Consider the following 21,942-nt stretch of genomic DNA (forward strand, 5'->3'; position numbering starts at 1 on the left):
CCGCAGGAACCACCGCCCCAAGCGGCCGAGCCTGCTCCCGTCGCGAGCCCGCTGCCCGCCGACGGCGATGACGCCGTCTACCTTCCCCGCCGCGAGCTCGATGAGCCGCCCCGGCCGCTCGAGCCGGTGGACCTGCCCTGGCCTCCCGACGGTCCGCCGGCGGGCCACTTCAGCGAGATCGCATCGCTGTTCATTGACGAGGCCGGCGTCGTGCAGCGGGTGCGCATCGACGGCCCCGGACTGCCCGACAGCCTGCAGGCGGTGGTGCAGGAGGTGTTCCTGCGCGCCCGCTTCAGCCCCGGGCGGCTGGCGGACCGGCCGGTGCGCGCCTGGATCCGCGTGGAGGTGGTGTTCGATGCGCCCACGCGGGCCGCTTCCCGGGGCCTGCCGCGCTGAACACTGCTTCACAGGCCTGCCAAACGCCAACCCAGTGTTTCCCCTATGATGGCGTTTTTGTGACCTGGGCCGCGCGCCCGCTCGCCGGCTCATGCCTCCTTCAGATTCCCCGTCTGCTGCAATACCTTCGACTGCAACGCCGCTGATCGAACTGCGCGACGTCACCGTCGGCTACGGCGACCGCGTGATCCTGCAGGACGTCAACCTGCGCCTGGAGCGCGGCAAGGTGCTGGCGCTGATCGGCACCTCCGGCGGCGGCAAGACCACCATCCTGCGCCTGCTGGGCCGGCAGTTGCGTCCGGTCAAGGGCCAGGTGCTGTTCGACGGCCAGGACATCGCCCCGCTGAAGCTCGACGAGCTGTATGCCGTGCGCCGGCGCATGGGCATGCTGTTCCAGTTCGGCGCCCTGTTCACCGACCTGTCCGTGTTCGAGAACGTGGCCTTCCCGCTGCGCGAGCACACCAAGCTGCCCGAGGCGATGATCCGCGACCTGGTGCTGATGAAGCTCAATGCCGTGGGCCTGCGTGGCGCGCGTGACCTGATGCCTTCCGAGGTGTCCGGCGGCATGGCGCGGCGCGTGGCGCTGGCGCGGGCGATCGCGCTGGATCCGGACCTGGTGCTCTACGACGAGCCCTTCGCCGGCCTCGACCCGATCTCGCTGGGCGTGGCCGCGCGGCTGATCCGCGACCTCAACGACGCGCTGGGCCTGACCAGCATCATCGTCTCGCACGACCTGCACGAGACCTTCGGCATCGCCGACCAGGTGGCGATGGTGGCCAACGGCCGCGTCGTCGCTCAAGGCACGCCGGACGAACTGCGCCACAGCGAGGACCCGCTGGTGCGGCAGTTCGTCGGCGCCGAGGCCGACGGGCCGGTGCGCTTCCACCAGCCGGCGCTGCCGGTGGGGCAGGATTTCGGCGTGGAGGCCGCGGCATGAATTTCCTCGCCAGCATCGGCAGCGCCGTGCGCTTCGAGCTCGCCGACGTCGGCGCGGCGGCCCGTCTGTTCTTCCAGTTATTGAACCGCTCGGTGACTTCGCTGCTGCGCTTCTCGCTGGTGCGCGAGCAGATGTTCTACGTCGGCAACCGCTCGCTGCTGATCATCGGCGTGTCGGGCCTGTTCGTCGGCTTCGTGCTGGCGCTGCAGGGCTACTACACGCTGCAGCGCTACGGCTCCTCGGAGGCGGTGGGCCTGCTGGTGGCGCTGAGCCTGGTGCGGGAACTGGGGCCGGTCGTCACGGCGCTGCTTTTCGCCGGCCGTGCCGGCACCTCGCTGACGGCCGAGATCGGCCTGATGAAGGCCGGCGAGCAACTGACCGCGATGGAGATGATGGCGGTGGACCCGCTGACCCGGGTGCTGTCGCCGCGCTTCTGGGCGGGCGTGATCGCAATGCCCTTGCTGGCGGCGGTGTTCTCGGCCGTCGGCATCATCGGCGGCTGGCTGGTGGCGGTGCCGCTGCTGGGCATCGACGCAGGCGCCTTCTGGTCGCAGATGCAGGGCGGCGTCTCGGTGTTCGCCGACGTCGGCAACGGCGTCATCAAGAGCGTGGTGTTCGGGGTGACCTGCACCTTCATCGCGTTGCTGCAGGGCTGGTCCTGCCGGCCCACGCCGGAAGGCGTGTCCGAGGCGACGACCCGCACGGTCGTGCTGTCCTCGCTGGCGGTCCTGGGTCTGGATTTCATCCTGACCGCCATGATGTTCTCGATCTGAATTCGCAGGGAGTGACCTAAAAGATGCAAACCTCCAAATACGACACCTGGGTCGGCCTGTTCGTGGTGATCGGCGCCGCGGCCTTGCTGTTCCTGGCGCTGAAGGCCGGCAATCTGCTGAGCCTGAACTTCGACCCGACCTATCGCGTCACCGCCTACTTCGACAATATCGGCGGCCTCAAGGCCAATGCCGCGGTGAAGAGCGCCGGCGTGGTGGTCGGCCGCGTCGAGTCCATCACCTTCGACGACAAGGCCTACCAGGCCAAGGCGGTGCTGACGCTGAACAAGAACTTCGCCTTCCCCAAGGACACGATGGCCAAGATCCTGACCTCGGGCCTGCTGGGCGAGCAGTACATCGGCCTGGAGCCTGGCGCCGACGAGAAGAACCTCGCCGAGGGCGACAAGTTCAAGCTGACGCAATCGGCCGTCGTGCTTGAGAACCTGATCAGCCAGTTCCTGTCCAGCAAGGCAGCCGATGCCGGCGCCGCCGCCGCCCCTGCCGCCTCCGGAGGCACCAAGCCATGAATGCCCGAAGCAGTCGTTCCTTCCTCGGCATGCTGCTGCTGAGCCTGGCGGTGCTGTTCAGCGGCTGCGCCACCTTCACCGGCAAGCAGAGCGCCGGGCAGAAGCTGGACCCCTGGGAGTCCTGGAACCGCAAGGTGTTCTCGTTCAACGAGGGCCTGGACGAGCATGTGCTCAAGCCGGTAGCCACCGCCTACAGCGACATCGTGCCGAGCGGCATCCGCACCGGCATCGGCAACTTCTTCAACAACGTCGGCGACGCCTGGTCGGCCGTCAACCTGGTGCTGCAGGGCCGCTTCAAGCTGGCGATCCAGCAGGGCTTCCGCTTCGCGGTGAACTCCACGTTGGGCTTCGCCGGCGTGCTGGACATCGCCACCGAGGCCGGCATCGAGCGCAACAGCCAGGACCTGGGCCAGACCTTCGGCCGCTGGGGCTTCGGCACCGGCGCCTACATCGTCTGGCCGGTGTTCGGGCCGTCTTCGGTGCGCGACTCGCTGGCCCTGCCGTGGGACCGGCTGGCCTCGCCGGCGCTGGCCTTCAACGACGGTCGCGACAAGATCGGCATCTACGCGCTGCAGACGATCAACGCCCGCTCGAACTTCCTGCGCGCCGGCGAGATGCTGGAAGGCATCGCGCTGGACAAGTACACCTTCATCCGCGACGCCTACCTGCAGCGCCGCGGCAGCTTCGGCAACGAGGAAGATGAATACGAGGTGCTGACGCCCGAGAACTCCGCAGCACCCGCGGCGCCGGCGGCTTCCGCGGCCAGCGCGCCGGAGCCGGCCGCGAGCACACCTTCTGTTGCAGCTTCCGCCGCGGGCGAGTGAACGGCCGCCTCTGCCGGCACGTTGTATGCCCGGCAGCATGGATGCTGCCCAACCTGGATTGATGGATGAACAAGACCATGAACAAACGTAGCCTGATCAAGACCCTCGCCGGCGGCCTGCTGGCCTTCGGCCTCGGTGCCGTCACGGCCGTGGCCCATGCGGCGGATGCCGGCGCGCCGGACCAGCTGATCCGCCAGCTGTCGGTGGAAGTGATCGAGGCCGTCAAGGCCGACAAGGCCATCCAGGCCGGCGACACCAGCAAGATCAGCGCGCTGGTCGAGGCCAAGATCGTGCCGCACGTGAACTTCCAGCACATGACCTCCTCGGCGGTCGGTCGCTTCTGGCGCCAGGCCACGCCCGAGCAGCAGACCCAGCTGCAGGCCGAGTTCAAGACCCTGCTGATGCGCACCTACGCCGGCGCGCTGACCCAGGTGAAGGACCAGCAGGTGGCGATGAAGCCGCTGCGTGCGCCCGCCGATGCCACCGACGTGGTCGTGAAGACCGAGATCCGCGGCAGCGGCGATCCGATCCAGCTCGACTACCGCCTGGAGAAGACCGACGCCGGCTGGAAGATCTACGACGTCAGCGTGCTCAACATCTGGCTGGCCGACCAGTACCGCAACAGCTTCGCCCAGGAGATCGGCGCCAACGGCATCGACGGCCTGATCAAGGCGCTGGCCGACAAGAACAAGAAGGCCATGATCGTTCCGGCCAAGAAGCCGACTGCCTGATCGATGCCGAGCGCCACCACGATGCTGAAGCTGCCGGCGGTCGTCCGCATGGACGGCACGCCGGCGCTGTGGGCCCGGCTGGAGGCCAGCCTGCGCGCCGAGGCCGCGCAGGTGGGCAGCGCGGCGGGTGGCCAGGTCGACATGAGCCTGGCCGAGCTGCAGTCCTTCGATTCCTCGGCGCTGACGCTGCTGCTCAGTGCCGCGCGGCTGTGCACGGCCGAGCGGATGAAGCTGAAGCTGCATGACGCCCCGGCCAAGCTGCGCGAGCTGGCGCGGGTCTACGGCGTGGCCGAGCTGCTCTGGCCTGAAGCAGCCGCCGCCTAGTTCGCGTAGCGCTTGCTGCGCAGGTTCTTCTTGATTTCCTGCAGCATCGGTCGCAGGTTCTGGCCCAGCCGCAGCGCGACGCCCGTCGTCAGGATGTCCACCGCCGTCAGGTGCAGCAGCCGCGAGACCATCGGGCTGTAGCGGTCGTAGTCCTCCGGGTGGTCCACGGCCAGCAAGACCTGACCCTGGCTCTGCCCCAGCGCCGCCAGCGGCGAGCCGCTGCAGGTGATGAAGATGGTGGTCGCGCCCTTCTTGCGGGCGATCTCGGCGGCGTCCATCAGGTCGCGGCTGCGGCCGGAGTTGCTGATGATCACCGCGCAGTCGCCCGGTTCCAGCATCGTCGCGCTCATCAGCTGCACATGGCCGTCGCTGCAGGCGGCGGTGTTGACGCCCAGGCGGAAGAACTTGTGCTGCGCGTCCTGCGCCACGATCCCCGAGTTGCCGACGCCGTAGAACTCGATGCGCCGGTGCTGGCGGGCCGATTCCGTCAAGGCCACGATGGCCCGTTCGAAAGCATGGCTGGCCGCGTCGTTGCGGTAGTGCAGCAGCGCGGCGACCGCGTTGTCCACCACCTTGACGATCAGGTCCGAGGGCTTGTCGTCCTCGTCCACCGCGCGGTGCACGAAGGGCACGCCCTCGTTGACGCTGCCGGCCAGCTTCAGCTTGAAGTCCGCCAGGCCGTCATAGCCGACGCTGCGGCAGAAGCGCACGACGGTCGGCTTGCTGACATGGGCGCGGTCGGCCAGCTCGGTGACCGGCAGCGTGGCGAAGGCGCGGGCATCGGCCAGCAGCAGCTTGGCGACGCGCTGTTCCGCGGGCGGCAGGGCCGGCAGCGCCGCCTTGACCCTCTCCAGAATGCTCATGCCTCTTCAGCCCAGGAGAAGCCGTCACGCGCGACCAGCGCGCTCGCCGCCGCCGGGCCCCACGAGCCGGCGTTGTAGTGCCGCGGGCCCACGCCGTCTTCCTTCCACGCATCCAGGATCGGTTCCACCCAGCGCCAGGCCTGCTCCTGCTCGTCGCTGCGCACGAACAGGTTCAGGCGGCCGGCGATCGCGTCCAGCAGCAGGCGCTCGTAGGCGCCCACGCGGTTGCTGGCGAAGGCCTTGTCGAAGTCCAGGTCCAGCGAGACCGGGGTCAGCGCCTCGCTGTTGGCGCTGCCCTTGCTCGCCAGCAGTTGCAGCTCCAGCCCGTCCTCGGGCTGCAGCTTGATGATCAGACGGTTGGGCTGGTTGGCGCCCGGGAAGATCGGGTGCGGCACCTCGCGGAAGTTGACGACGATCTGCGCGTCCCGCGCGGCCAGGCGCTTGCCGGTGCGCAGGTAGAAGGGCACGCCGGCCCAGCGCCAGTTCTGCACCTCGGTGCGCAGCGCGACGAAGGTCTCTGTTTGGCTCTCCTCGGGGATCTTGCCCTCGTCCATGTAGCCGACGACCGCCTTGCCGTCCACGCTGCCGGCGCGGTACTGGCCGCGCACCACGTCGCGCGAGACGCTCTCGGCGGTGAAGGGCTTCAGCGAGCGCAGCACCTTCAGCTTCTCGTCGCGGATCGCGTCGGCGTCGGCGGTGGAGGGCGGCTCCATCGCGATCATCGTCAGCAGCTGCAGCGCATGGTTCTGGATCATGTCGCGCAGCGCGCCGGTCTGGTCGTAGAACGGGCCGCGGGTGCCCACGCCCAGGCTCTCGGCCAGCGTGATCTGGATGTTGGCGATGCTCTCGCGGCGCCACAGCGGCTCAAATAACGCGTTACCAAAGCGCAGCGCCATCAGGTTCTGCACCGAGGGCTTGCCGAGGTAGTGGTCGATGCGGAAGGCCTGCGATTCGGAGAACACCGAGCGCACCACCTTGTTGATCTCCTGCGCGCTGGCCAGGTCGTGGCCCAGCGGCTTCTCCAGCACCACGCGCACCTTGGGCGTGTTCAGGCCGGCGGCGCCGAGCTGCTCGCAGATCTGCGTGAACAGGTGCGGGCTGGTGGCGAGATACAGCACCACCGTGTCGGCATTGCGCTCCTCCAGCCAGCTCTTGAGCTTCAGATAGTGCTCGGGCTGGGACAGGTCCATGCGCCGGTAGTGGAGCAGGGCGCCGAACTTCTCGAACTCCTCGTCGGTCGGGCGCTTGGAGCCGTCCACCTCGCGGAAGCGTTCCTTCAGCCACTCGCGGTAACGCTCGTCGGGCATGTCGTCGCGGGCGACGGCGAGGATGCGGCCGCCCTCCGGCAGCTTGCCGTGGCGGAAGGCCTGGAACAGCGCGGGCATCAGCTTTCGCCAGGTCAGATCGCCGGTGCCGCCGAAGAAAACGAGATCGAATGACATGTCTTTTGAAACCTTGCGGAAGGACTTGATGTAACGAAGTTACGCGAATTATGATGCCCCAGTTTCTTGCAGGGGTCAACGCGATCCTCTGGCAAACGATAATTGCGGCCTTCCGAATTCTCTGCCCTTGGACGTCTCCATGAACCAGCTCGACCAGCTCAAGAACCACACCACCGTCGTGGCCGACACCGGCAACTTCCTGCAGCTGGCGCAGTTCGCGCCGCGCGACGCGACGACCAATCCCTCGCTGATCCTGAAGGCCGTGCAGTCGCCCGACTACGCGCCGCTGCTGAAGGACACGGTCGCCGCCCACAAGGGGCTTGTCCTCGACGAGATCGTCGACCAGGTGCTGGTGCGCTTCGGCCTGGAGATCCTGAAGGTGGTGCCGGGCCGCGTGTCCACCGAGGTCGATGCCCGCCTGTCCTTCGACAAGCTGGCCAACATCGCCCGCGCCAAGCGGATCATCGGCCTGTACGAAGCCGCCGGCATTGGCCGCGAGCGCGTGCTGATCAAGATCGCCTCCACCTGGGAAGGCATCCAGGCAGCCGCTGAGCTGGAGCGCGAAGGCATCCACACCAACCTGACGCTGCTGTTCTCGTTCTGCCAGGCCGTGGCCTGCGGGGACAACGGCATCCAGCTGATCTCGCCCTTCGTCGGCCGCATCTACGACTGGTACAAGAAGAGCGCCGGTTCGGCCTGGGACGAGGCGGCGCAGGCGGGCCTGAACGATCCGGGCGTCAAGTCGGTCACCCAGATCTACAACTACTTCAAGAAGCACGACATCAAGACCGAGGTGATGGGCGCGAGCTTCCGCAACGTCGGCCAGATCACCGCGCTGGCCGGCTGCGACCTGCTGACGATCAGCCCCGACCTGCTGGCCCAGTTGCAGGGCACCGACGCCCCGCTGACGGCCGCGCTGGATGCGCAAGCCGCGCAGAAGATGGACATCCCGCGAGTCTCCTTCGACGAAGCGGGCTTCCGCTTCGCCCTCAACCAGGACGCCATGGCCACCGAGAAGCTGGCCGAAGGCATCCGCGCGTTTGCCGTCGATTCCGGCAAGCTCGACGCCATGATCGAGAGCCTGCTGAAATGACCTCATCCGCATCGCGCTGCGACCAGAGCCCCGCCTGGTCGGCCCTGCAGAACCACTACCAGCTCACCGGCAAGACCTTCGATCTGCGCGAGGCCTTCGCGGCCGACGCCGGCCGCTTCGCCGAGTGGTCCTTCCAGGCGCCGGAGATCTTCGCGGACCTGTCCAAGAACCGCATCGACGCCGCCACGCTGGAACTGCTGCTGCAACTGGCAGCCGACTGCGGGCTGGAAGCGCAGCGCGATGCGATGTTCAAGGGCGAGCCGATCAACCTGACCGAAGGCCGCGCGGTGCTGCACACGGCGCTGCGCGCGCCGGCCGGCCAGGGCGCGCTGTTCAGCGACGAGGTGCAGGCCTCGCTGGCGAGCATGCTGGCCTTCGCCGACAGCGTGCCCGCGCAGGGCTTCACCGACGTCGTCCACATCGGCATCGGCGGCAGCGACCTCGGCCCGGCGATGGTGGTCATCGCGCTGCAGGCCTACGCGCGGCCGGGCCTGAAGCTGCACTTCGTCTCCAACGTGGACGGCCACGACATCGCGCCGGTTCTGCAACAGCTGAACCCGGCCACCACGCTGTTCGTCATCGCCTCCAAGACCTTCACGACGCAGGAGACGCTGGCCAACGCGCTGGCCGCGAAGAGCTGGTTCCTGGCCAACGGCGGCACCGATATCGCCAAGCACTTCGTCGCCACCAGCAGCAACACGCAGGCGGCCGGCGCCTTCGGCATCACGACCACCTTCGGCTTCTGGGACTGGGTCGGCGGCCGCTACTCGCTGTGGTCGGTGATCGGCCTGCCGATCGCGATCGCCGTGGGTTCCGAGAACTTCCGCGCGCTGCTGGCCGGCGCGCATGCGATGGACCGGCACTTCGCCGAGGCCCCGCTCGCGCAGAACCTGCCGGTGCTGCTGGCGCTGGTCGACGTCTGGTACCGCAACTTCCATGGCTTCACCAGCCGCAGCGTCGCGCCCTACCACCAGGGCCTGCGCCGCCTGCCGGCCTATCTGCAGCAGCTCGAGATGGAGAGCAACGGCAAGGGCGTGGACCGCGAGGGTCAGGCCTTGCCCTATGGCACCAGCCCGGTGGTCTGGGGCGAGGCCGGCACCAACGGCCAGCATGCCTACTTCCAGATGCTGCACCAGGGCACGGACGTGATCCCGGTGGAGTTCATCGCGGTGAAGACGCCGACGCACGGCGCCCATGTGAAGGGCGAGCTGGCCGAGCGCCTGGCCGACCAGCACCAGAAGCTGCTGGCCAACTGCCTGGCGCAATCGCAGGCGCTGATGCAGGGCAAGACCTTCGACGAGGCGCTGGCCGAGAAGGCGCCGACGGCGTCGAAGTCGCTGGACGCTGCCACCATCGCCCGCCACCGCAGCTTCCCCGGCAACCGGCCGAGCACGACGCTGGTGCTGGAGACGCTGAACCCCGGCTCGCTGGGCGCGCTGATCGCGCTCTACGAGCACCGCGTGTTCACGACCGGCGCGCTGTGGGGCATCAACAGCTTCGACCAGTGGGGCGTGGAGCTGGGCAAGGCGCTGTGCAACAGCCTGCTGCCGCGCCTGGCCAGCGGCGATTCCCATGGCCTGGACGGTTCCACCGCCGGCCTGCTGAAGCACCTGCGCGCATGACGACGACATCATCGAAGAAGCACATCGTCTTCGATTTCGGCGGTGTGCTGTTCCGCTGGCATCCGCCGAGCTTCATGGCCCGCATCTGGCCGCATCGCGCGGCCGACGCGACCCAGGGCCGCGAGATCGCGCTGCAGTTCTTCGAGAACTACCGAGGCGCCTGGGGCGATTTCGACCGCGGCGTGGCCGAGGCGCACGAGGTGGTGGAGCGCATCGCCGCGCGCACCGGCTGGCCGCGGGCGGAGGTGCAGGCGGTCGTCGACGCGATCCCCGCCGAGCTGGAGCTGCAGGCCGAGACGGTGAAGCTGATCGAGGAGCTCAAGGCGGCCGGCCACCGGCTGTTCTTCCTGTCGAACATGCCCCGGCCGCTGGCCGCGCACCTGGAGGCGGCGCACCCGCTACATGAATGGTTCGAGGGCGGCGTGTTCTCGGGCCGGGTGCGGCAGGTCAAGCCGGGCGCGGAGATCTTCGCGACGGCGATCGCCACATTCGGCGTTAAGGCAGAGGACTGCGTCTTCCTCGATGACCACCCCGAAAACATCGAGGCCGCCAAGGCACTGGGCTGGGAAGCCCTGCTGTTCACCTCGGCCGCCGAGGTGCGGCCGCGGCTGATGGCCCTAGTGGGGTAGGCCCGAGGGATCGTCTAGGTCGTCGCCGGTCGGCGGCGGCGCGGCGACCGCATAGCTCTCGCTGGCCCAGGCGCCCAGGTCGATCTGGCGGCAGCGCTCGCTGCAGAAGGGGCGCCATTGATTGCCCGGCGCGAAGATGCTGTCGCCGCCGCAGGTGGGGCAGCGGACGATTCGGGTCTTCGGAATCTCGTTCATGCACACAAGGTCAGCTCGAAGCCGACGTCTTCCTGGGCCAGCTTGAGCCGGCCCTCTTCATCCTGCCGCATCAGGCGGATCGACACCATCAGCCGGTGGCCGCTGATCTCCGGGATCAGGCCCAGGCTCGGGTCGATGCGCATGCGCAGCAACTGGTAGACCCGGCCGGCGCCCAGGCTCTGCTGATATTGGCCGTTAGCGGCCGCGACCTTGTGGGCCGAGCCCGAGTCGCGCAGCAGGCTCAGCAGCACCTGCAGCGCCTCGGCCATCGGCATCAGCGTCTGGGTCCACTGCACCAGGTCGTTGCGGCGGCGCACCGGCAGCAGTTGCTGCCAGGTGTAGTAGGCCGGCAGGTCGAACTCGCAGGTGCCGCCGGGGATGCTGATGCGGCTGCGGATGCTCATCAGCCACTCGTTGCCGGTCAACGCCGCGCCGGCCTTGCCCTGCACGTTGTTGAGGCCGTTGAAGGCGTGGTCGATGCGGGCGATCACCTCATCCAGCACGCCTTCCGCCACCCCGGGCTTGCCGCGGTAGCTCTGCAACTGGGCCTTGTGGCGCTCCAGCTCCTTCAGCAGGTCGGACTTCAGGTCGGCCCGCGACGACACGTCCATGATCTCGAAGATCGTGGCGATCGCGAAGTGGTGGTCCAGCGGGGTCTCGCGCGCGATCAGCTGACCGAGTCGGTCGAACAGATGCTCCAGACGCAGCATCGTGCGGATGCTCTCGTTGAACGGGTACTCGTAAAGGACCAAGGCGGCCATCCCAGTCGATCTAATCGGTGCGATTGTTCCACATGCTCAGGCTTGCCAACGCGTAGCCAGGGCCAGGACTTGTTCGCGCAGGGCAGCAAGCGGCGTGCCGGCGTCGTTGTGGATCACTGCATCGGCGCAGGCGCGGCGCTGCGCGCGCGTGGCCTGCTGCCGGATCACGGCCTCGACCGCCTCGCGCGTCCAGCCGGAGCGCTGCATCACGCGCTCGGCCTGCACGGCCTCCGGGCAATCGACGATCAGCACGCGCTCCACACGCGAACGCCAGCGCAGGCCGGATTCGACCAGCAGCGGCACGTCGAAGACGATGATGGACGCCGTCGAGGCCTCGGCTTGCGCGCGGGTCTGCGCGCCGATCAGCGGGTGCAGGATCGCCTCGAGTCGATGCCTGGCCGTCGCATCGGTGAACACCAGCTCGCGCATGCGGGCGCGGTCGAGGGCGCCGTCCGTGCCCATCATCGAGGCGCCGAACTCAGCCACGACCGCCGGCATCGCCGCGCCGCCCGCCGCGGTCAGCGAGCGCGAGATCGCATCGGTGTCGACCACCTCCGCGCCGGCCTCCCGCCAGAAACCGGCCACGGTGCTCTTGCCGCTGCCGATGCCTCCGCTCAGGCCGATGTGCATCGACTTACCAGCCGAGCCAGCCCAGCACCATCTGCGGCCCGGCGAACAGCACGAACAGCCCGCCGCCGGCCAGGAAGGGCCCGAAGGGCACGTAGCGGCCCTCGCGCAGGCTGGCGCTGAGCTTCATCGCGATGCCGACGACGGCGCCGATCACCGAGGCCAGCAGCACCACCGGCAGCACCATCTGCCAGCCCAGCCAGGCGCCCAGGGCGGCCAGCAGCTTGAAATCGCCGTAGCCCATGCCTTCCTTGCCGGTGGCCAGCTTGAAGACCCAGTAGACGGTCCACAGCGACAGGTAGCCCGCCAGCGCACCGGTCACCGAGGCGGCCAGCGGCACGCCGCTCCAGCCCATCAGCGCGGCGATCAGCCCGGCCCACAGCAGCGGCTGGTTGAGCGAGTCGGGCAGCAGCGTGGTGTCCCAGTCGATGCCGGCCAGCGCGATCAGCGTGGCGACGAAGCCGCACCAGAGCAGGGTGGTCGGCTGCGCGCCGAAGCGCCAGGAGAGGGCGGCGAAGGCGATGCCGGTCAGCGCCTCGACGATCGGATAGCGCTTGCTGATCGGCGCCTTGCAGGACGCGCACTTGCCGCCCAGCTTCAGCCAGCCGATCACCGGAATGTTCTCGCCCGCGCCCAGCTGGTGGCCGCAGTGCGGGCAGCGCGAGCGCGGCCGCGCGATGGTCAGCGCCGGCAGCTTCTCGATCCGCTGGGCTAATCCCTTAGCTGCACTGACCAGCTTGTCGGCCTCGCCCTTGGGCATCTGCACGGCCTTGGCCAGTTCGTCGGCGTCCGACAACTGCATCGCCGCATCGCCCAGCCACTCGCGCTGCATCATCAGCGGCAGGCGGTGGATCACGACGTTGAGGAAACTGCCGACGCACAGGCCCAGCACACCGAGCGCCCAGGGGCTCAGCAACCATTCATATTCAGGAGACATCAGACGACTTGGCCGAGCTTGAAGATGGGCAGGTACATGGAAACGACGATGCCGCCGATGATCGTGCCCAGGAACACGATGATGATCGGCTCCATCAGGCTGGACAGCGCCTTCACCGCCTCGTCCACCTCGTCCTCGAAGAACTCGGCGGCCTTGCCCAGCATGTGGTCCAGCGAGCCGGATTCCTCGCCGATCGATGCCATCTGCAGCACCATCGTCGGGAAGACGCCGGTGCTCTGCATCGAGGTGGTCAGCGCGGCGCCGGTGGAGACGTCGCGCTGGATCTTCTCGGTGGCCTCGGCGAAGACGGCGTTGCCGGAGGCGCCGCCGACGGAATCGAGCGCTTCCACCAGCGGCACGCCGGCGGCGAACATCGTGGCCAGCGTGCGCGTCCAGCGCGCCACGGCGGACTTGTAGAGCAGGTCGCCGAACACCGGCACCTTCAGCAGCAGCCGGTCCATCGTCTTCTGCATCTTCTCGGAGCGCTTCCAGCTCTGCAGGAAGAAGTACACGCCGCCGCCGATGGAGCCGAAGATCAGCCACCAGTAGCTGACGAAGAACTTGGACATGCCGATGATGAACAGCGTCGGGGCCGGCAGGTCGGCGCCGAAGGACTTGAACACGTCCTCGAAGGCCGGCACGACAAAGATCATGATCACCGCGACGACGACGAAGGCCACCACGAACACCGCGATCGGGTAGGTCAGCGCCGACTTGATCTTGTTCTTCAGCGCGACGCTCTTCTCCTGGTAGATGGCCAGGCGGTCCAGCAGCTGTTCCAGGATACCGCCCGACTCGCCGGCCTCCACGAGGTTGCAGTAGAGCGCGTCGAAGTACAGCGGGTGCTTGCGGAAGGCGGCGGAGAGGCTGGTGCCGGTCTCGACGTCACCGCGGATCTCGTTGAGCAGGCGGGTCAGCTTGGGGTTGGTGCTGCCGCGGGCCACGATGTCGAAGGACTGCAGCAGCGGCACGCCGGCGCGCATCATCGTGGCGAGCTGGCGGGTGAACACCGCCAGATCCTTGGCCTTGATGGACTTGCCGCCGCTGGTGCGGCGCTTCTTGACCTTGCTGACCAGGATGCCCTGGCGGCGCATCGAGGCGCTGACCATGGCCTCGCCGCCGGCGCGCATCTCGCCGCGCACGACCTTGCCGTTGCGGTCCTTGCCTTCCCACTCGTAGACGAAGTCCTTGACGGCGGTCTTCGCCAATGCGCCTGTGGCCATTCAGTTCACCCCTGCTTTGTGATCATTCATTCGTGGCGGAGAGCACTTCCTCCAGCGTGGTCACGCCGCCGCGCACCTTCACCAGGCCGAACTGCCGCAGGTCGCGCACGCCTTCGGACTTGGCCTGGGCGGCGATGTCCATCGCCGTGCCTTCGGACAGGATCAGGCGCTGGATCTCCTCGGTCACCGGCATCACCTGGTACACGCCGACGCGGCCGCGGTAGCCGTTGGTGCAGTTGCTGCAGCCCACCGCGCGGTAGGGCTTCCAGCTGCCGTCCAGCTCTTCCTCGAAGTAGCCGGCGCGCAGCAGCGCCTCGCGCGGGTAGTCGGCCGGCTGCTTGCAGTTCTCGCACAGGCGCCGCACCAGGCGCTGGGCGGTGATCAGCAGCACGCTGGAGGCGATGTTGAACGGTGCCACACCCATGTTGAGCAGCCGCGTCAGCGTCTTCGGCGCGTCGTTGGTGTGCAGCGTGGACATCACCATGTGGCCGGTCTGCGCGGCCTTGATGGCGATGTCGGCCGTCTCCAGGTCGCGGATCTCGCCGACCATGATGATGTCCGGATCCTGGCGCAGGAAGGACTTCAGCGCGGCCGAGAAATTGAGACCCGCCTTGTCGTTGACGTTGACCTGGTTGATGCCCGGCAGGTTGATTTCGGCCGGGTCCTCGACGGTGGAGATGTTGACGCCCGGCTGGTTCAGGATGTTCAGGCAGGTGTACAGCGACACCGTCTTGCCGGAACCGGTCGGGCCGGTCACCAGCACCATGCCGTAGGGCCGCACGATGGCGGCCAGCAGGCGCTCCTTCTCGATCTTCTCGTAGCCCAGCGCGTCGATGCCCAGCTTGGCCGAGGAGGGGTCCAGGATACGGATCACGATCTTCTCGCCGAACAGCGTGGGCAGCGTGGAGACGCGGAAGTCGATCGCCTTCGATCCGAACTTCAGCTTCATCCGGCCGTCCTGCGGCACGCGGCGCTCGGCGATGTCCAGCCGCGAGATGACCTTGATGCGCGAGGCCAGCTTGTCCTTGATCGCGATCGGCGGCTGGGTGATCTCGCGCAGTTCGCCGTCCACGCGGAAGCGCACGCGGTAGTGGTACTCGTAGGGCTCGAAGTGGAGGTCGGACGCGCGCAGGTTGATCGCGTCCACCAGCATCTTCTGGAGGAAGCGCACGACCGGCGCGTCCTCCACGTCGGCGATGTCCTGCGCCTCCTGCGGGGTCTGGGCGGCGTCCTCGGCAATGTCGAAATCGAAGTCTTCGCCGGCCATCGACTCCAGCGTCTCGCTGGCGCTCGCGCTGCTGCCCTGCAGGTACTTGAGCAGCTTGTCGTGCTCGACGATCACCCACTCGGGCGAGAGCTGGGTGGCGAACTTGATGCGCTCGACCACCTCCTGGTCCGTCGGGTCCGCGCCGCCGATGAACAGCCGGCTGCCGCGCCGGCCCAGCACCACCACCTGGTACTGCTGCGCGAGCTTGCCGTCGATGATGTTCTGCGGCATCCGCGTCGGGTCCATCGCGCCGAGGTCCAGCAGCGGCAGGGCCAGCGCGGTGGACAGCGTGTGGGCGAGGTCGGAGGAGGTGACGGTGTTCGCGGCGATCAGCGCATTGACGAAGCTGACCTTGCGCTCGCGCGCCTGGCGCACGAGATCCTCGGCGGCCCGGGCCTGCAGCTTGCCGGCAGCGACCAGCATGCGGGCCACGCCGGACAGGGCGGACTGGGGCGGCTCGGCGAGGGTGGGTTCCACGGATTGGCGTTGTTCGTTGGTGTCGGGAGCGCTGGTCGGATTGTGCGCCGCCGCAGTTATTTCGAACTGTAAACCGGTTGCTTCTCTGCCATGTGTTTGAACGTTACGCGCGTCGTGCAAAGATGACTTGTTAGCATCGCTTCGCTCCTAACGTTTTCCCTATGCGCATACTGCTGGTCGAAGACGACCCCCTGCTGTCGGCCGGCCTGCGCGAAGCGCTGGGCCAGGCCGGCTACGAGATGGACCACCTCGGCGCCGCCGAGCCGGTGCCCGACGCGCTGGCCCACGGCATGCACGACCTGGCCATCGTCGACCTGGGCCTGCCCGGCATGGACGGCCTCACGCTGGTGCGCCGGCTGCGCGCCGCCGGCAACAAGCTGCCGATCCTGATCCTCACCGCGCGCGACGGCCTCTCCGACCGCGTCAGCGGCCTCAACGACGGCGCCGACGACTACATGATCAAGCCCTTCCTGCTGCCCGAGCTGCTGGCGCGGGTGCAGGCGCTGATCCGGCGCAGCCAGTCGGTGGCCAGCTCGCGGCTGGCGGTGGGGCCGCTGAGCCTGGACCTGTCCACCCACGAGGCCTCGCTGGCCGGGCAGCCGCTGCCGCTGACCGGCCGCGAGTGGGACCTGCTGCAGGCACTGGCGCTGGCCGCGCCCAAGGTGGTGGCCAAGCGGCGCCTGGCCGATTCGCTGAGCCGCTGGGACAAGGAGGTCACCGACAACGCGGTGGAGATCTACGTCTCGCGGCTGCGCGCCAAGCTGGGCGACGGCGGCCTCGTGATCCGCACGGTGCGCGGCATCGGCTACCGGATCGACAACGGATGACACCGCAGCCGAAGAAGAAGCGCCCCACGCTGCGCGGCCGCCTGCTGCGCACCGTCGGCTGGCCGCTGTTCGCGGTGCTGCTGGGCAGCGCCTTCTACGACTACTACAGCGCGCTGGACCGCGCCACCGACAGCCAGGATCTGGCGCTCGAACGCATCTGCATCGCCCTGGCCACGCGGCTGGACATGGACGCCGACGACGCCCGCGACGAAGACCTGGCCCCGCACCTGGCCCGCACGATGGCCGCGATGCAGAAGACCAACGACTTCGACCAACTGCACTACCTGGTGCTCGGCGGCGAGGGCGGGCTGGTGATCGCCGGCGAGCCGGCGCTGGCGAAACTGGCAGGGCCCGGCCCGAACCTGGACACGCCCAGCTTTGCCGACCACCGGCTCGATGCCGCGACGCTTCGCGTGGCGACCTATCCGCACCTGTCCGGCACCGGCGCGGTCACCGTGATCGTGGCCGAGACGACGCGCCGCCGCGACGCACAGGCCCGCGTCGTGCTCGTGGACACGGTGATCCCCGACCTGGCCCTGGTCGTGCTCGCGCTGGGCCTGGTGTGGCTGGGCGTGCTGTGGGGCATGCGGCCGCTGGACCGGCTGCGCGCCAGCGTCGCCGGCCGCACCGCGGACGACCTCAGCCCGGTGCCCGACGACGGCCTGGCCGGCGAGCTGCTGCCGCTGGTCGGCGCGATCAACCGGCTGATGGCCCACCTGCGCGGCTCGGCCGAATCGCAGCAGGCCTTCCTCTCGGTGGCGGCGCACCAGCTGCGCACGCCGCTGGCCGGCATGCAGACGCAGATCGAGCTGGCGCTGGCCGAGGCCGGCCCGCAGCAGCGCGCGCGGCTGGACGCGCTGCACGAGGCGATGCTGCGCATCGGCCGCTCGACCAGCCAGATGCTGGCGCTGGCCCGCGCCGGCCCCGAGGCCACGCAGGCCGAGACCTTCGTCACCCTGGACCTGCAGCAATTGCTGGAGGAATCGGCCTCGAGCTGGCTGGACTTCGCGCTGGCCGCGCAGGTGGACCTGGGCTACGAGGCGCGGCCGGCGCTGCTGCGCGGCTCCGCCTGGATGCTGCGCGAGCTGCTGGACAACCTGATCCACAACGCCATCCGCCACAGCCCGCGCGAAGGCCGCGTCACCGTGCGCTGCCGCACCGCCGTCGACGGCGCCAGCGTGCTGGAGGTCGAGGATGAAGGCCCCGGCATCCCGCCGGCGGAGCGCCACCGGGTGTTCGAGCGCTTCTACCAGGCGCCCGGCGCGGCCCATGGCGGCAGCGGGCTGGGCCTGGCGGTGGTGCGCGAGGTGGCGCTGCGCCATAACGCCAGCGTCACACTGACCGATGCACGGCCGGCGCAGCCCGCGCCGGGCCTGAAGATCAGCCTGCGCTTTCCCACGCTGCCCGTCACGGGCCTGTCAGAGTTTTGAAGGAATGCGCGGCCTAGACTGGCCGCGACATCTGCTCTTCGCGTGCCCCGCATCCGCGCGGCCACGCCTCCGCCATGACCGAAGCGCTTGCCGCGGCGCCCGTCGCCGAAGCCGCCCCGCCGATTCCCGCCGCCTCGCTGCAGGCGCCGCTCACGACCCCGCTTGATCTGGGCGTTACGTCCACCAGCCGCGGCGCGCGCTCGCGCCTGCCCACGCTGTCCTGCGTGATCCCCTGCCGCAACGAGGCGGCCAATCTCGCGCTGCTGCTGCCGCAGCTGCAGGAGCAGCTGGCCACCTGCAGCGTCGCCTGGGAGATCGTGCTGGTGGACGACGGCAGCACCGACGACAGCGCCGCGCTGTTCGACGAGTGGTCTGCGAAGCCTGGCATCGTCGTGCTGCGCCTGTCGCGCAACTTCGGCAAGGAGGCTGCGCTGACGGCCGGGCTGGAGGCCTGCGGCGGCGAGGTGGTGGTGATGATGGATGCCGACCTGCAGCACCCGCCGGCGCTGATCCCGAGCTTCGTGCGCTACTGGCTGGCCGGTGCCGACGTGGCCTACGCGGTGCGCGCCCACCGGCAGGACGAGAGCGCCTTCAAGCGCTGGGGCAGCCGCTTCTTCTACCGGCTGATGAACCTGGCGGACCGCTTCGAGGTGCCGCCGGACGCCGGCGACTTCCGCCTGATCGACCGGGCCGTCGTGCGCTCGCTGCTGGCGCTGCCCGAGCGCAACCGCTTCATGAAGGGCCTGTACGCCTGGGTCGGCTTCGACGCGGTGGCCGTGCCCTACGTGCCGGCCGAGCGGGCGCACGGCCGCAGCGCCTACCGCCCGCTGCGCCTGGTGGGCCTGGCGCTGGACGGGCTCACCGCCTTCACCACCTGGCCGCTACGCGCGGTCAGCGCGGTGGGCGGCGTGCTGGCCGCCTGCGCCTTCGTCTACGGCGCTTACCTGTCGCTGGTCTACCTGGTCTACGGCCATGTGGTCAGCGGCTGGACCACCATCGTCGTCAGCCTGATGCTGTTCTCCGGCATCCAGCTGGTGTCGATCGGCGTGCTGGGCGAATACGTCGGGCGCATCTTCGAGGAGGTGAAGGCGCGGCCGCTGTACATCGTCAAGAAGCTGATGGGCCGCGGCCTCGGACGGCCGGGGCAGACGCGATGAGCGCCGTCCTCGATGCGAACCCGCGGGGGCGGGCAGCGTTGCTGTGCGCCGTCGCGCTGCTGGCCTGGCTGGGCGCCACCGCCGGGCTGCGGCTGCTGACCCTGCCCGACGAGGGCCGCTACGTCGGCGTCGCCTGGGAGATGCTGCGCAGCGGCGACTGGCTCACGCCCACGCTGGACGGCATGCCCTTCTTCCACAAGCCGCCGCTGTTCTACTGGATCACCGCCGCCTCGTTGAAGCTGTTCGGCCTGCATCCCTGGGCGGGCCGCGCGGCGTCCATCATCGGCGCCACGCTGGGCGCCTTCGCGCTGCACGCATTCACCCGCCGCTGGTGCGACGCCGCGACCGCGCGCCGCGCCACGCTGCTGCTGGCGGCCCAGCCGCTGTTCTACATCGGCGCGCAGTTCGCCAACCTGGACATGCTGGTGGCCGGCTGCATCTCGGCCACCGTGCTGCTGCTGGCCGACGCGGCGCTGCGCATCGAGGCCGCGCTGCCGGCGCGGGCCAGCCTGTGGGGCGCCTATGCGCTGGCGGCGCTGGGCGTGCTGGCCAAGGGCCTGATCGGCTTCGTGCTGCCGGGGCTGATCGTCACGCTGTGGCTGCTCTCGGGCGGACGCTGGCGCACGCTGCTGAGGCTGCTGTCGCCGGTCGGGCTACTGCTGTTCCTGGCGATCGCGGCGCCCTGGTTCCTGGCGATGCAGCAGCGCTTCCCGGACTTCCTGCACTACTTCTTCGTCGTCCAGCACTTCCAGCGCTTCGCCGCGGGCGGCTTCAACAACGTGCAGCCCTTCTGGTTCTATCCGGCCGTGCTGGCGGCGGGCAGCCTGGCGGCGCTGCCCGGGCTGGCTGCCCTGCTGCGCCGCCCGCGCGAGGCCGGGCGGGCCGACGTGCGACGGCTGATGGGCGTGTGGCTGCTGGTGATCGTCGGCTTCTTCTCGCTGCCGGCGTCCAAGCTGGTCGGCTATGTGCTGCCGGCCGTGGTGCCGCTGGCCTGGCTGATGGCGGAGGGGCTGCAGGCACTGCCGGCGCGCTGGTGGCGTGCCGCATTGGGCCTGTCGGCGCTGTTGAGTGTGGGCGTGGTGATCGGGCTCGCCGTCCATCCCTTGCGCAACTCGCGCGATCTGGCGGCGGCCTTGTCTGCGAACGCCCGCGCAGACGAGCCGCTGGTGATGCTGCGCCAGTACGCCTATGACCTGCCGTTCTATGCGCGCCTGGCCGGTCCGGTGACCGTGGTGGACGACTGGTCCGACCCGGCGGTGCAGGCCAGCGACAACTGGCGCAAGGAACTGGCCGATGCCGGCCTGTTTGCGCCCGCCGCCGCGGCGCGGCTGATCGAACCGGCCGCACTCACGGCCACGCTGTGCCGCTCGCCGGTGAGCTTCGTGCTCGGCGAGGATGCAAGCGCCTGGCCGCAGCTGGCCGGCGCCCAGGCGCTGGCGCAGCAACGCGGGCTGACGCTGTGGCGGGTCGAGGCCGCGCGGCTGGATTGCGGCGCGGCGGCGGTGGCGAGCCGCTGATGGGCCGGCGCCCGGTCCTGCCCCGTTCGGTGCGCGTCTGCGTGGACGACTTCGGCCTGCATCCGGGCATCACGGCCGGTGTGCTGGCGCTGCAGGAGGACGGTGTCATCGATGCCACCGCCTGCATGGTCGGGGCGCCGCGGTGGCGCGCCGACGCGCCGCTGCTGCGCGGCCTGCCGGCGGACTTCGAGATCGGCCTGCACCTGGACTTCACCGAATGCCCGCTGCGGCCCGCCTCGCGTCGCGGCCTGGCGGCGCTGATCGCGGCCAGCCATGCCGGCGGGCTCGACGCTGCGCAGGTGCGCACCGAGATCCGCGCCCAGCTCGATGCCTTCGAGGACCTGCTCGGCCGTTCGCCGGACTTCGTCGACGGCCACCAGCATGTGCACCAGCTGCCGGTGATCCGCGACGAGCTGCTGCACGAACTCGCGCGCCGCGCCGCGCCGCCGCCCTGGCTGCGCTCGACGCGACGCGCGCGCGGCCTGCCGCTGTCGCCCGTCGAGCGCTTCAAGGGCTGGTTCATCGAGCGCCTGGGCGCGCAGGCGCTGGCGCAGCTGGCGCGCGAGCAGGGGCTGATGCAGAACCGGCGGCTGCTGGGTGTCTACGACTTCGCCGGCGGGCCGGCGCGCTATGCGGCGCTGCTGGACGTGTGGGTCGCCGCGGCGCGGCCGGGCGACCTGCTGATGTGCCATCCGAGCGGCGCCCACGACGCCGGCGATCCGCTCAGCGCGGCGCGCCGCTCGGAGTTCGCCGTGCTCTCGCGGCTCATGCGATCCTGATCGCGTCCTCGAAGGCCAGGCGCGGGCCGCGCGGACGGTTGCCGCTTTCGTCGCCCCAGCCGAGGTTGACCAGGAAGAGAGACTTCCACCGGCCGTCGGGGAAGAAGGCGGCGTTGCACTTCTCGGCGTCGAAGCCGCCCATCGGGCCGGCGTCCAGGCCCAGCGCCCGCGCGGCGAGGATCAGGTAGGCGCCCTGCAGCGTGCCATTGAGCCGCGCATTGCCCAGCGCCCCGGCCGGGTCGGCCGCGAAGCGCTCGGCGGCGCCGGCGCCTCCGGACGGGAACTGCGCGGGCAGGTGCTCGTAGAAGCGCGAGTCGCAGGCCACGATGGCGGTCACCGGCGCGGCCATCGTCTTGTCGACGTTGCCCGGCGAAAGCGTGGGCTTCAGCAAGGCCTTGGCCTCGGCGCTGCGCACGAAGACGACCCGGCCCGGCTGGGCGTTCATCGCCGTCGGACCCCATTTCCATAACTCGTGAAGTTGACGCAGCGTGGCGTCGTCGACCGGGCGGTCCTGGAACTTGTTGAAGGTGCGGGCGGTGCGGAACAGCTGGTCGAGGGCTTCGGGGGCGAGGGCGTCTGAGGACATG

General features: G+C 69.4%; 23 protein-coding genes and 1 pseudogene. 15 read left to right on the forward strand and 9 right to left on the reverse strand.

What is annotated here, in order from left to right:
• From B0W88_RS33590 to B0W88_RS11705, 7 genes and pseudogenes are all read left to right on the forward strand, one after another.
• A pseudogene (locus B0W88_RS33590) lies at positions 1-396 on the forward strand (hypothetical protein); the annotation flags it as partial.
• Between the two features lie 91 nt (positions 397-487).
• The gene (locus B0W88_RS11680; protein WP_077034831.1) at positions 488-1,333 is read left to right on the forward strand and encodes an ABC transporter ATP-binding protein; all 846 of its coding nucleotides are present in this window, start codon (positions 488-490) and stop codon (positions 1,331-1,333) included.
• Positions 1,330-2,106 (forward strand): lipid asymmetry maintenance ABC transporter permease subunit MlaE, encoded by a 777-nt coding sequence (mlaE, locus tag B0W88_RS11685; RefSeq protein ID WP_077034832.1) that lies wholly within the window; start codon positions 1,330-1,332, stop codon positions 2,104-2,106. The genes B0W88_RS11680 and mlaE overlap by 4 nt, the downstream gene beginning before the upstream one ends.
• A gap of 23 nt (positions 2,107-2,129) precedes the next feature.
• Entirely contained in the window at positions 2,130-2,630 is a 501-nt protein-coding gene (gene mlaD / locus B0W88_RS11690) for an outer membrane lipid asymmetry maintenance protein MlaD (protein ID WP_077034833.1), read from the forward strand.
• Complete coding sequence (locus B0W88_RS11695) at positions 2,627-3,454, forward strand: VacJ family lipoprotein (RefSeq protein WP_083748736.1); 828 nt, start codon at positions 2,627-2,629, stop codon at positions 3,452-3,454. Before mlaD ends, B0W88_RS11695 begins: the two co-directional genes overlap by 4 nt.
• Before the next feature lie 77 nt (positions 3,455-3,531).
• A complete protein-coding gene (locus tag B0W88_RS11700) occupies positions 3,532-4,185 on the forward strand; it encodes a phospholipid-binding protein MlaC (RefSeq protein ID WP_077034852.1) in 654 nt (217 codons plus the stop codon).
• Between the two features lie 3 nt (positions 4,186-4,188).
• A complete protein-coding gene (locus tag B0W88_RS11705; RefSeq protein ID WP_083748737.1) occupies positions 4,189-4,509 on the forward strand; it encodes a lipid asymmetry maintenance protein MlaB in 321 nt (106 codons plus the stop codon).
• On the opposite strand, the gene B0W88_RS11710 is transcribed toward B0W88_RS11705, so the two are convergent.
• Both B0W88_RS11710 and zwf read right to left on the reverse strand, forming a co-directional pair.
• Positions 4,506-5,366 carry a MurR/RpiR family transcriptional regulator gene (locus B0W88_RS11710; RefSeq protein WP_077034854.1) on the reverse strand — a complete coding sequence of 287 codons (861 nt, stop codon included), beginning with the start codon at positions 5,364-5,366 and terminating at the stop codon, positions 4,506-4,508. The genes B0W88_RS11705 and B0W88_RS11710 overlap by 4 nt on opposite strands.
• 2 nt (positions 5,367-5,368) lie before the next feature.
• Complete coding sequence (gene zwf, locus B0W88_RS11715; RefSeq protein ID WP_077034835.1) at positions 5,369-6,814, reverse strand: glucose-6-phosphate dehydrogenase; 1,446 nt, start codon at positions 6,812-6,814, stop codon at positions 5,369-5,371.
• A gap of 139 nt (positions 6,815-6,953) precedes the next feature.
• Here zwf and tal point away from each other — a divergent pair, with 139 nt between their 5' ends.
• Genes tal through B0W88_RS11730 form a run of 3 tightly spaced genes read left to right on the forward strand, consistent with a single transcriptional unit; the run spans position 6,954 to position 10,158 of the window.
• Positions 6,954-7,907 carry a transaldolase gene (tal, locus tag B0W88_RS11720; RefSeq protein WP_077034836.1) on the forward strand — a complete coding sequence of 318 codons (954 nt, stop codon included), beginning with the start codon at positions 6,954-6,956 and terminating at the stop codon, positions 7,905-7,907.
• Complete coding sequence (pgi, locus tag B0W88_RS11725) at positions 7,904-9,529, forward strand: glucose-6-phosphate isomerase (RefSeq protein ID WP_077034837.1); 1,626 nt, start codon at positions 7,904-7,906, stop codon at positions 9,527-9,529. The genes tal and pgi overlap by 4 nt, the downstream gene beginning before the upstream one ends.
• Positions 9,526-10,158, forward strand: coding sequence for an HAD family hydrolase (locus B0W88_RS11730; RefSeq protein ID WP_077034838.1), 633 nt, complete (start codon positions 9,526-9,528; stop codon positions 10,156-10,158). The genes pgi and B0W88_RS11730 overlap by 4 nt, the downstream gene beginning before the upstream one ends.
• On the opposite strand, the gene B0W88_RS11735 is transcribed toward B0W88_RS11730, so the two are convergent.
• From B0W88_RS11735 to pilB, 6 genes are read right to left on the reverse strand one after another with little or no spacing between them, the layout of a single operon-like run.
• The gene (locus tag B0W88_RS11735) at positions 10,147-10,353 is read right to left on the reverse strand and encodes a DNA gyrase inhibitor YacG (protein WP_077034839.1); all 207 of its coding nucleotides are present in this window, start codon (positions 10,351-10,353) and stop codon (positions 10,147-10,149) included. The two genes, B0W88_RS11730 and B0W88_RS11735, sit on opposite strands and share 12 nt — an antisense overlap.
• A complete protein-coding gene (gene zapD / locus B0W88_RS11740) occupies positions 10,350-11,105 on the reverse strand; it encodes a cell division protein ZapD (protein WP_077034855.1) in 756 nt (251 codons plus the stop codon). The genes B0W88_RS11735 and zapD overlap by 4 nt, the downstream gene beginning before the upstream one ends.
• Positions 11,106-11,150: 45 nt before the next feature.
• Positions 11,151-11,744 carry a dephospho-CoA kinase gene (gene coaE, locus B0W88_RS11745; protein ID WP_077034840.1) on the reverse strand — a complete coding sequence of 198 codons (594 nt, stop codon included), beginning with the start codon at positions 11,742-11,744 and terminating at the stop codon, positions 11,151-11,153.
• Between the two features lie 4 nt (positions 11,745-11,748).
• Positions 11,749-12,678, reverse strand: a complete 930-nt coding sequence (locus B0W88_RS11750; protein ID WP_077034841.1) for an A24 family peptidase — start codon at positions 12,676-12,678, stop codon at positions 11,749-11,751.
• Positions 12,678-13,901, reverse strand: a complete 1,224-nt coding sequence (locus tag B0W88_RS11755; protein ID WP_077034842.1) for a type II secretion system F family protein — start codon at positions 13,899-13,901, stop codon at positions 12,678-12,680. The genes B0W88_RS11750 and B0W88_RS11755 overlap by 1 nt, the downstream gene beginning before the upstream one ends.
• 22 nt (positions 13,902-13,923) lie before the next feature.
• Positions 13,924-15,591 carry a type IV-A pilus assembly ATPase PilB gene (gene pilB, locus B0W88_RS11760; RefSeq protein ID WP_077034856.1) on the reverse strand — a complete coding sequence of 556 codons (1,668 nt, stop codon included), beginning with the start codon at positions 15,589-15,591 and terminating at the stop codon, positions 13,924-13,926.
• Positions 15,592-15,806: 215 nt separating this feature from the next.
• Here pilB and B0W88_RS11765 point away from each other — a divergent pair, with 215 nt between their 5' ends.
• The 5 genes from B0W88_RS11765 to B0W88_RS11785 all read left to right on the forward strand — a co-directional run bounded on the left by B0W88_RS11765 (position 15,807) and on the right by B0W88_RS11785 (position 21,355).
• Positions 15,807-16,472 (forward strand): response regulator transcription factor, encoded by a 666-nt coding sequence (locus tag B0W88_RS11765; protein WP_077034843.1) that lies wholly within the window; start codon positions 15,807-15,809, stop codon positions 16,470-16,472.
• Positions 16,469-17,902 carry a sensor histidine kinase gene (locus B0W88_RS11770; protein WP_077034844.1) on the forward strand — a complete coding sequence of 478 codons (1,434 nt, stop codon included), beginning with the start codon at positions 16,469-16,471 and terminating at the stop codon, positions 17,900-17,902. Before B0W88_RS11765 ends, B0W88_RS11770 begins: the two co-directional genes overlap by 4 nt.
• A gap of 74 nt (positions 17,903-17,976) precedes the next feature.
• Positions 17,977-19,059, forward strand: a complete 1,083-nt coding sequence (locus tag B0W88_RS11775; protein ID WP_083748738.1) for a glycosyltransferase family 2 protein — start codon at positions 17,977-17,979, stop codon at positions 19,057-19,059.
• Positions 19,056-20,576, forward strand: coding sequence for a glycosyltransferase family 39 protein (locus B0W88_RS11780; protein WP_077034845.1), 1,521 nt, complete (start codon positions 19,056-19,058; stop codon positions 20,574-20,576). Before B0W88_RS11775 ends, B0W88_RS11780 begins: the two co-directional genes overlap by 4 nt.
• Positions 20,576-21,355, forward strand: a complete 780-nt coding sequence (locus tag B0W88_RS11785; protein WP_077034858.1) for a ChbG/HpnK family deacetylase — start codon at positions 20,576-20,578, stop codon at positions 21,353-21,355. Before B0W88_RS11780 ends, B0W88_RS11785 begins: the two co-directional genes overlap by 1 nt.
• Here the strand turns inward: B0W88_RS11785 and B0W88_RS11790 are convergent.
• On the reverse strand, positions 21,342-21,941 hold the full coding sequence (locus B0W88_RS11790; RefSeq protein ID WP_077034846.1) for a malonic semialdehyde reductase: 600 nt from the start codon (positions 21,939-21,941) through the stop codon (positions 21,342-21,344). The two genes, B0W88_RS11785 and B0W88_RS11790, sit on opposite strands and share 14 nt — an antisense overlap.
• Position 21,942: the final 1 nt, after the last annotated feature.

It is taken from the genome of Pelomonas sp. KK5 (assembly GCF_001984095.1).
In the GTDB taxonomy this organism is placed as follows: domain Bacteria; phylum Pseudomonadota; class Gammaproteobacteria; order Burkholderiales; family Burkholderiaceae_C; genus KK5.

What these genes read in the sequence shown, in the direction of transcription:
- mlaD (WP_077034833.1), top strand. Translation starts at nt 2,130, where the DNA reads ATGCAAACCTCCAAATACGACACCTGGGTCGGCCTGTTCGTGGTGATC.
- zwf (WP_077034835.1), bottom strand. Translation starts at nt 6,814, where the DNA reads ATGTCATTCGATCTCGTTTTCTTCGGCGGCACCGGCGATCTGACCTGG.
- B0W88_RS11750 (WP_077034841.1), bottom strand. Translation starts at nt 12,678, where the DNA reads ATGTCTCCTGAATATGAATGGTTGCTGAGCCCCTGGGCGCTCGGTGTG.
- B0W88_RS11780 (WP_077034845.1), top strand. Translation starts at nt 19,056, where the DNA reads ATGAGCGCCGTCCTCGATGCGAACCCGCGGGGGCGGGCAGCGTTGCTG.
- B0W88_RS11735 (WP_077034839.1), bottom strand. Translation starts at nt 10,353, where the DNA reads ATGAACGAGATTCCGAAGACCCGAATCGTCCGCTGCCCCACCTGCGGC.
- pgi (WP_077034837.1), top strand. Translation starts at nt 7,904, where the DNA reads ATGACCTCATCCGCATCGCGCTGCGACCAGAGCCCCGCCTGGTCGGCC.
- B0W88_RS11785 (WP_077034858.1), top strand. Translation starts at nt 20,576, where the DNA reads ATGGGCCGGCGCCCGGTCCTGCCCCGTTCGGTGCGCGTCTGCGTGGAC.
- B0W88_RS11790 (WP_077034846.1), bottom strand. Translation starts at nt 21,941, where the DNA reads ATGTCCTCAGACGCCCTCGCCCCCGAAGCCCTCGACCAGCTGTTCCGC.
- B0W88_RS11770 (WP_077034844.1), top strand. Translation starts at nt 16,469, where the DNA reads ATGACACCGCAGCCGAAGAAGAAGCGCCCCACGCTGCGCGGCCGCCTG.
- B0W88_RS11700 (WP_077034852.1), top strand. Translation starts at nt 3,532, where the DNA reads ATGAACAAACGTAGCCTGATCAAGACCCTCGCCGGCGGCCTGCTGGCC.
- B0W88_RS11695 (WP_083748736.1), top strand. Translation starts at nt 2,627, where the DNA reads ATGAATGCCCGAAGCAGTCGTTCCTTCCTCGGCATGCTGCTGCTGAGC.
- B0W88_RS11755 (WP_077034842.1), bottom strand. Translation starts at nt 13,901, where the DNA reads ATGGCCACAGGCGCATTGGCGAAGACCGCCGTCAAGGACTTCGTCTAC.
- B0W88_RS11765 (WP_077034843.1), top strand. Translation starts at nt 15,807, where the DNA reads ATGCGCATACTGCTGGTCGAAGACGACCCCCTGCTGTCGGCCGGCCTG.
- mlaE (WP_077034832.1), top strand. Translation starts at nt 1,330, where the DNA reads ATGAATTTCCTCGCCAGCATCGGCAGCGCCGTGCGCTTCGAGCTCGCC.
- B0W88_RS11705 (WP_083748737.1), top strand. Translation starts at nt 4,189, where the DNA reads ATGCCGAGCGCCACCACGATGCTGAAGCTGCCGGCGGTCGTCCGCATG.
- B0W88_RS11775 (WP_083748738.1), top strand. Translation starts at nt 17,977, where the DNA reads ATGACCGAAGCGCTTGCCGCGGCGCCCGTCGCCGAAGCCGCCCCGCCG.
- B0W88_RS11730 (WP_077034838.1), top strand. Translation starts at nt 9,526, where the DNA reads ATGACGACGACATCATCGAAGAAGCACATCGTCTTCGATTTCGGCGGT.
- pilB (WP_077034856.1), bottom strand. Translation starts at nt 15,591, where the DNA reads ATGCTGGTCGCTGCCGGCAAGCTGCAGGCCCGGGCCGCCGAGGATCTC.
- B0W88_RS11680 (WP_077034831.1), top strand. Translation starts at nt 488, where the DNA reads ATGCCTCCTTCAGATTCCCCGTCTGCTGCAATACCTTCGACTGCAACG.
- tal (WP_077034836.1), top strand. Translation starts at nt 6,954, where the DNA reads ATGAACCAGCTCGACCAGCTCAAGAACCACACCACCGTCGTGGCCGAC.
- coaE (WP_077034840.1), bottom strand. Translation starts at nt 11,744, where the DNA reads ATGCACATCGGCCTGAGCGGAGGCATCGGCAGCGGCAAGAGCACCGTG.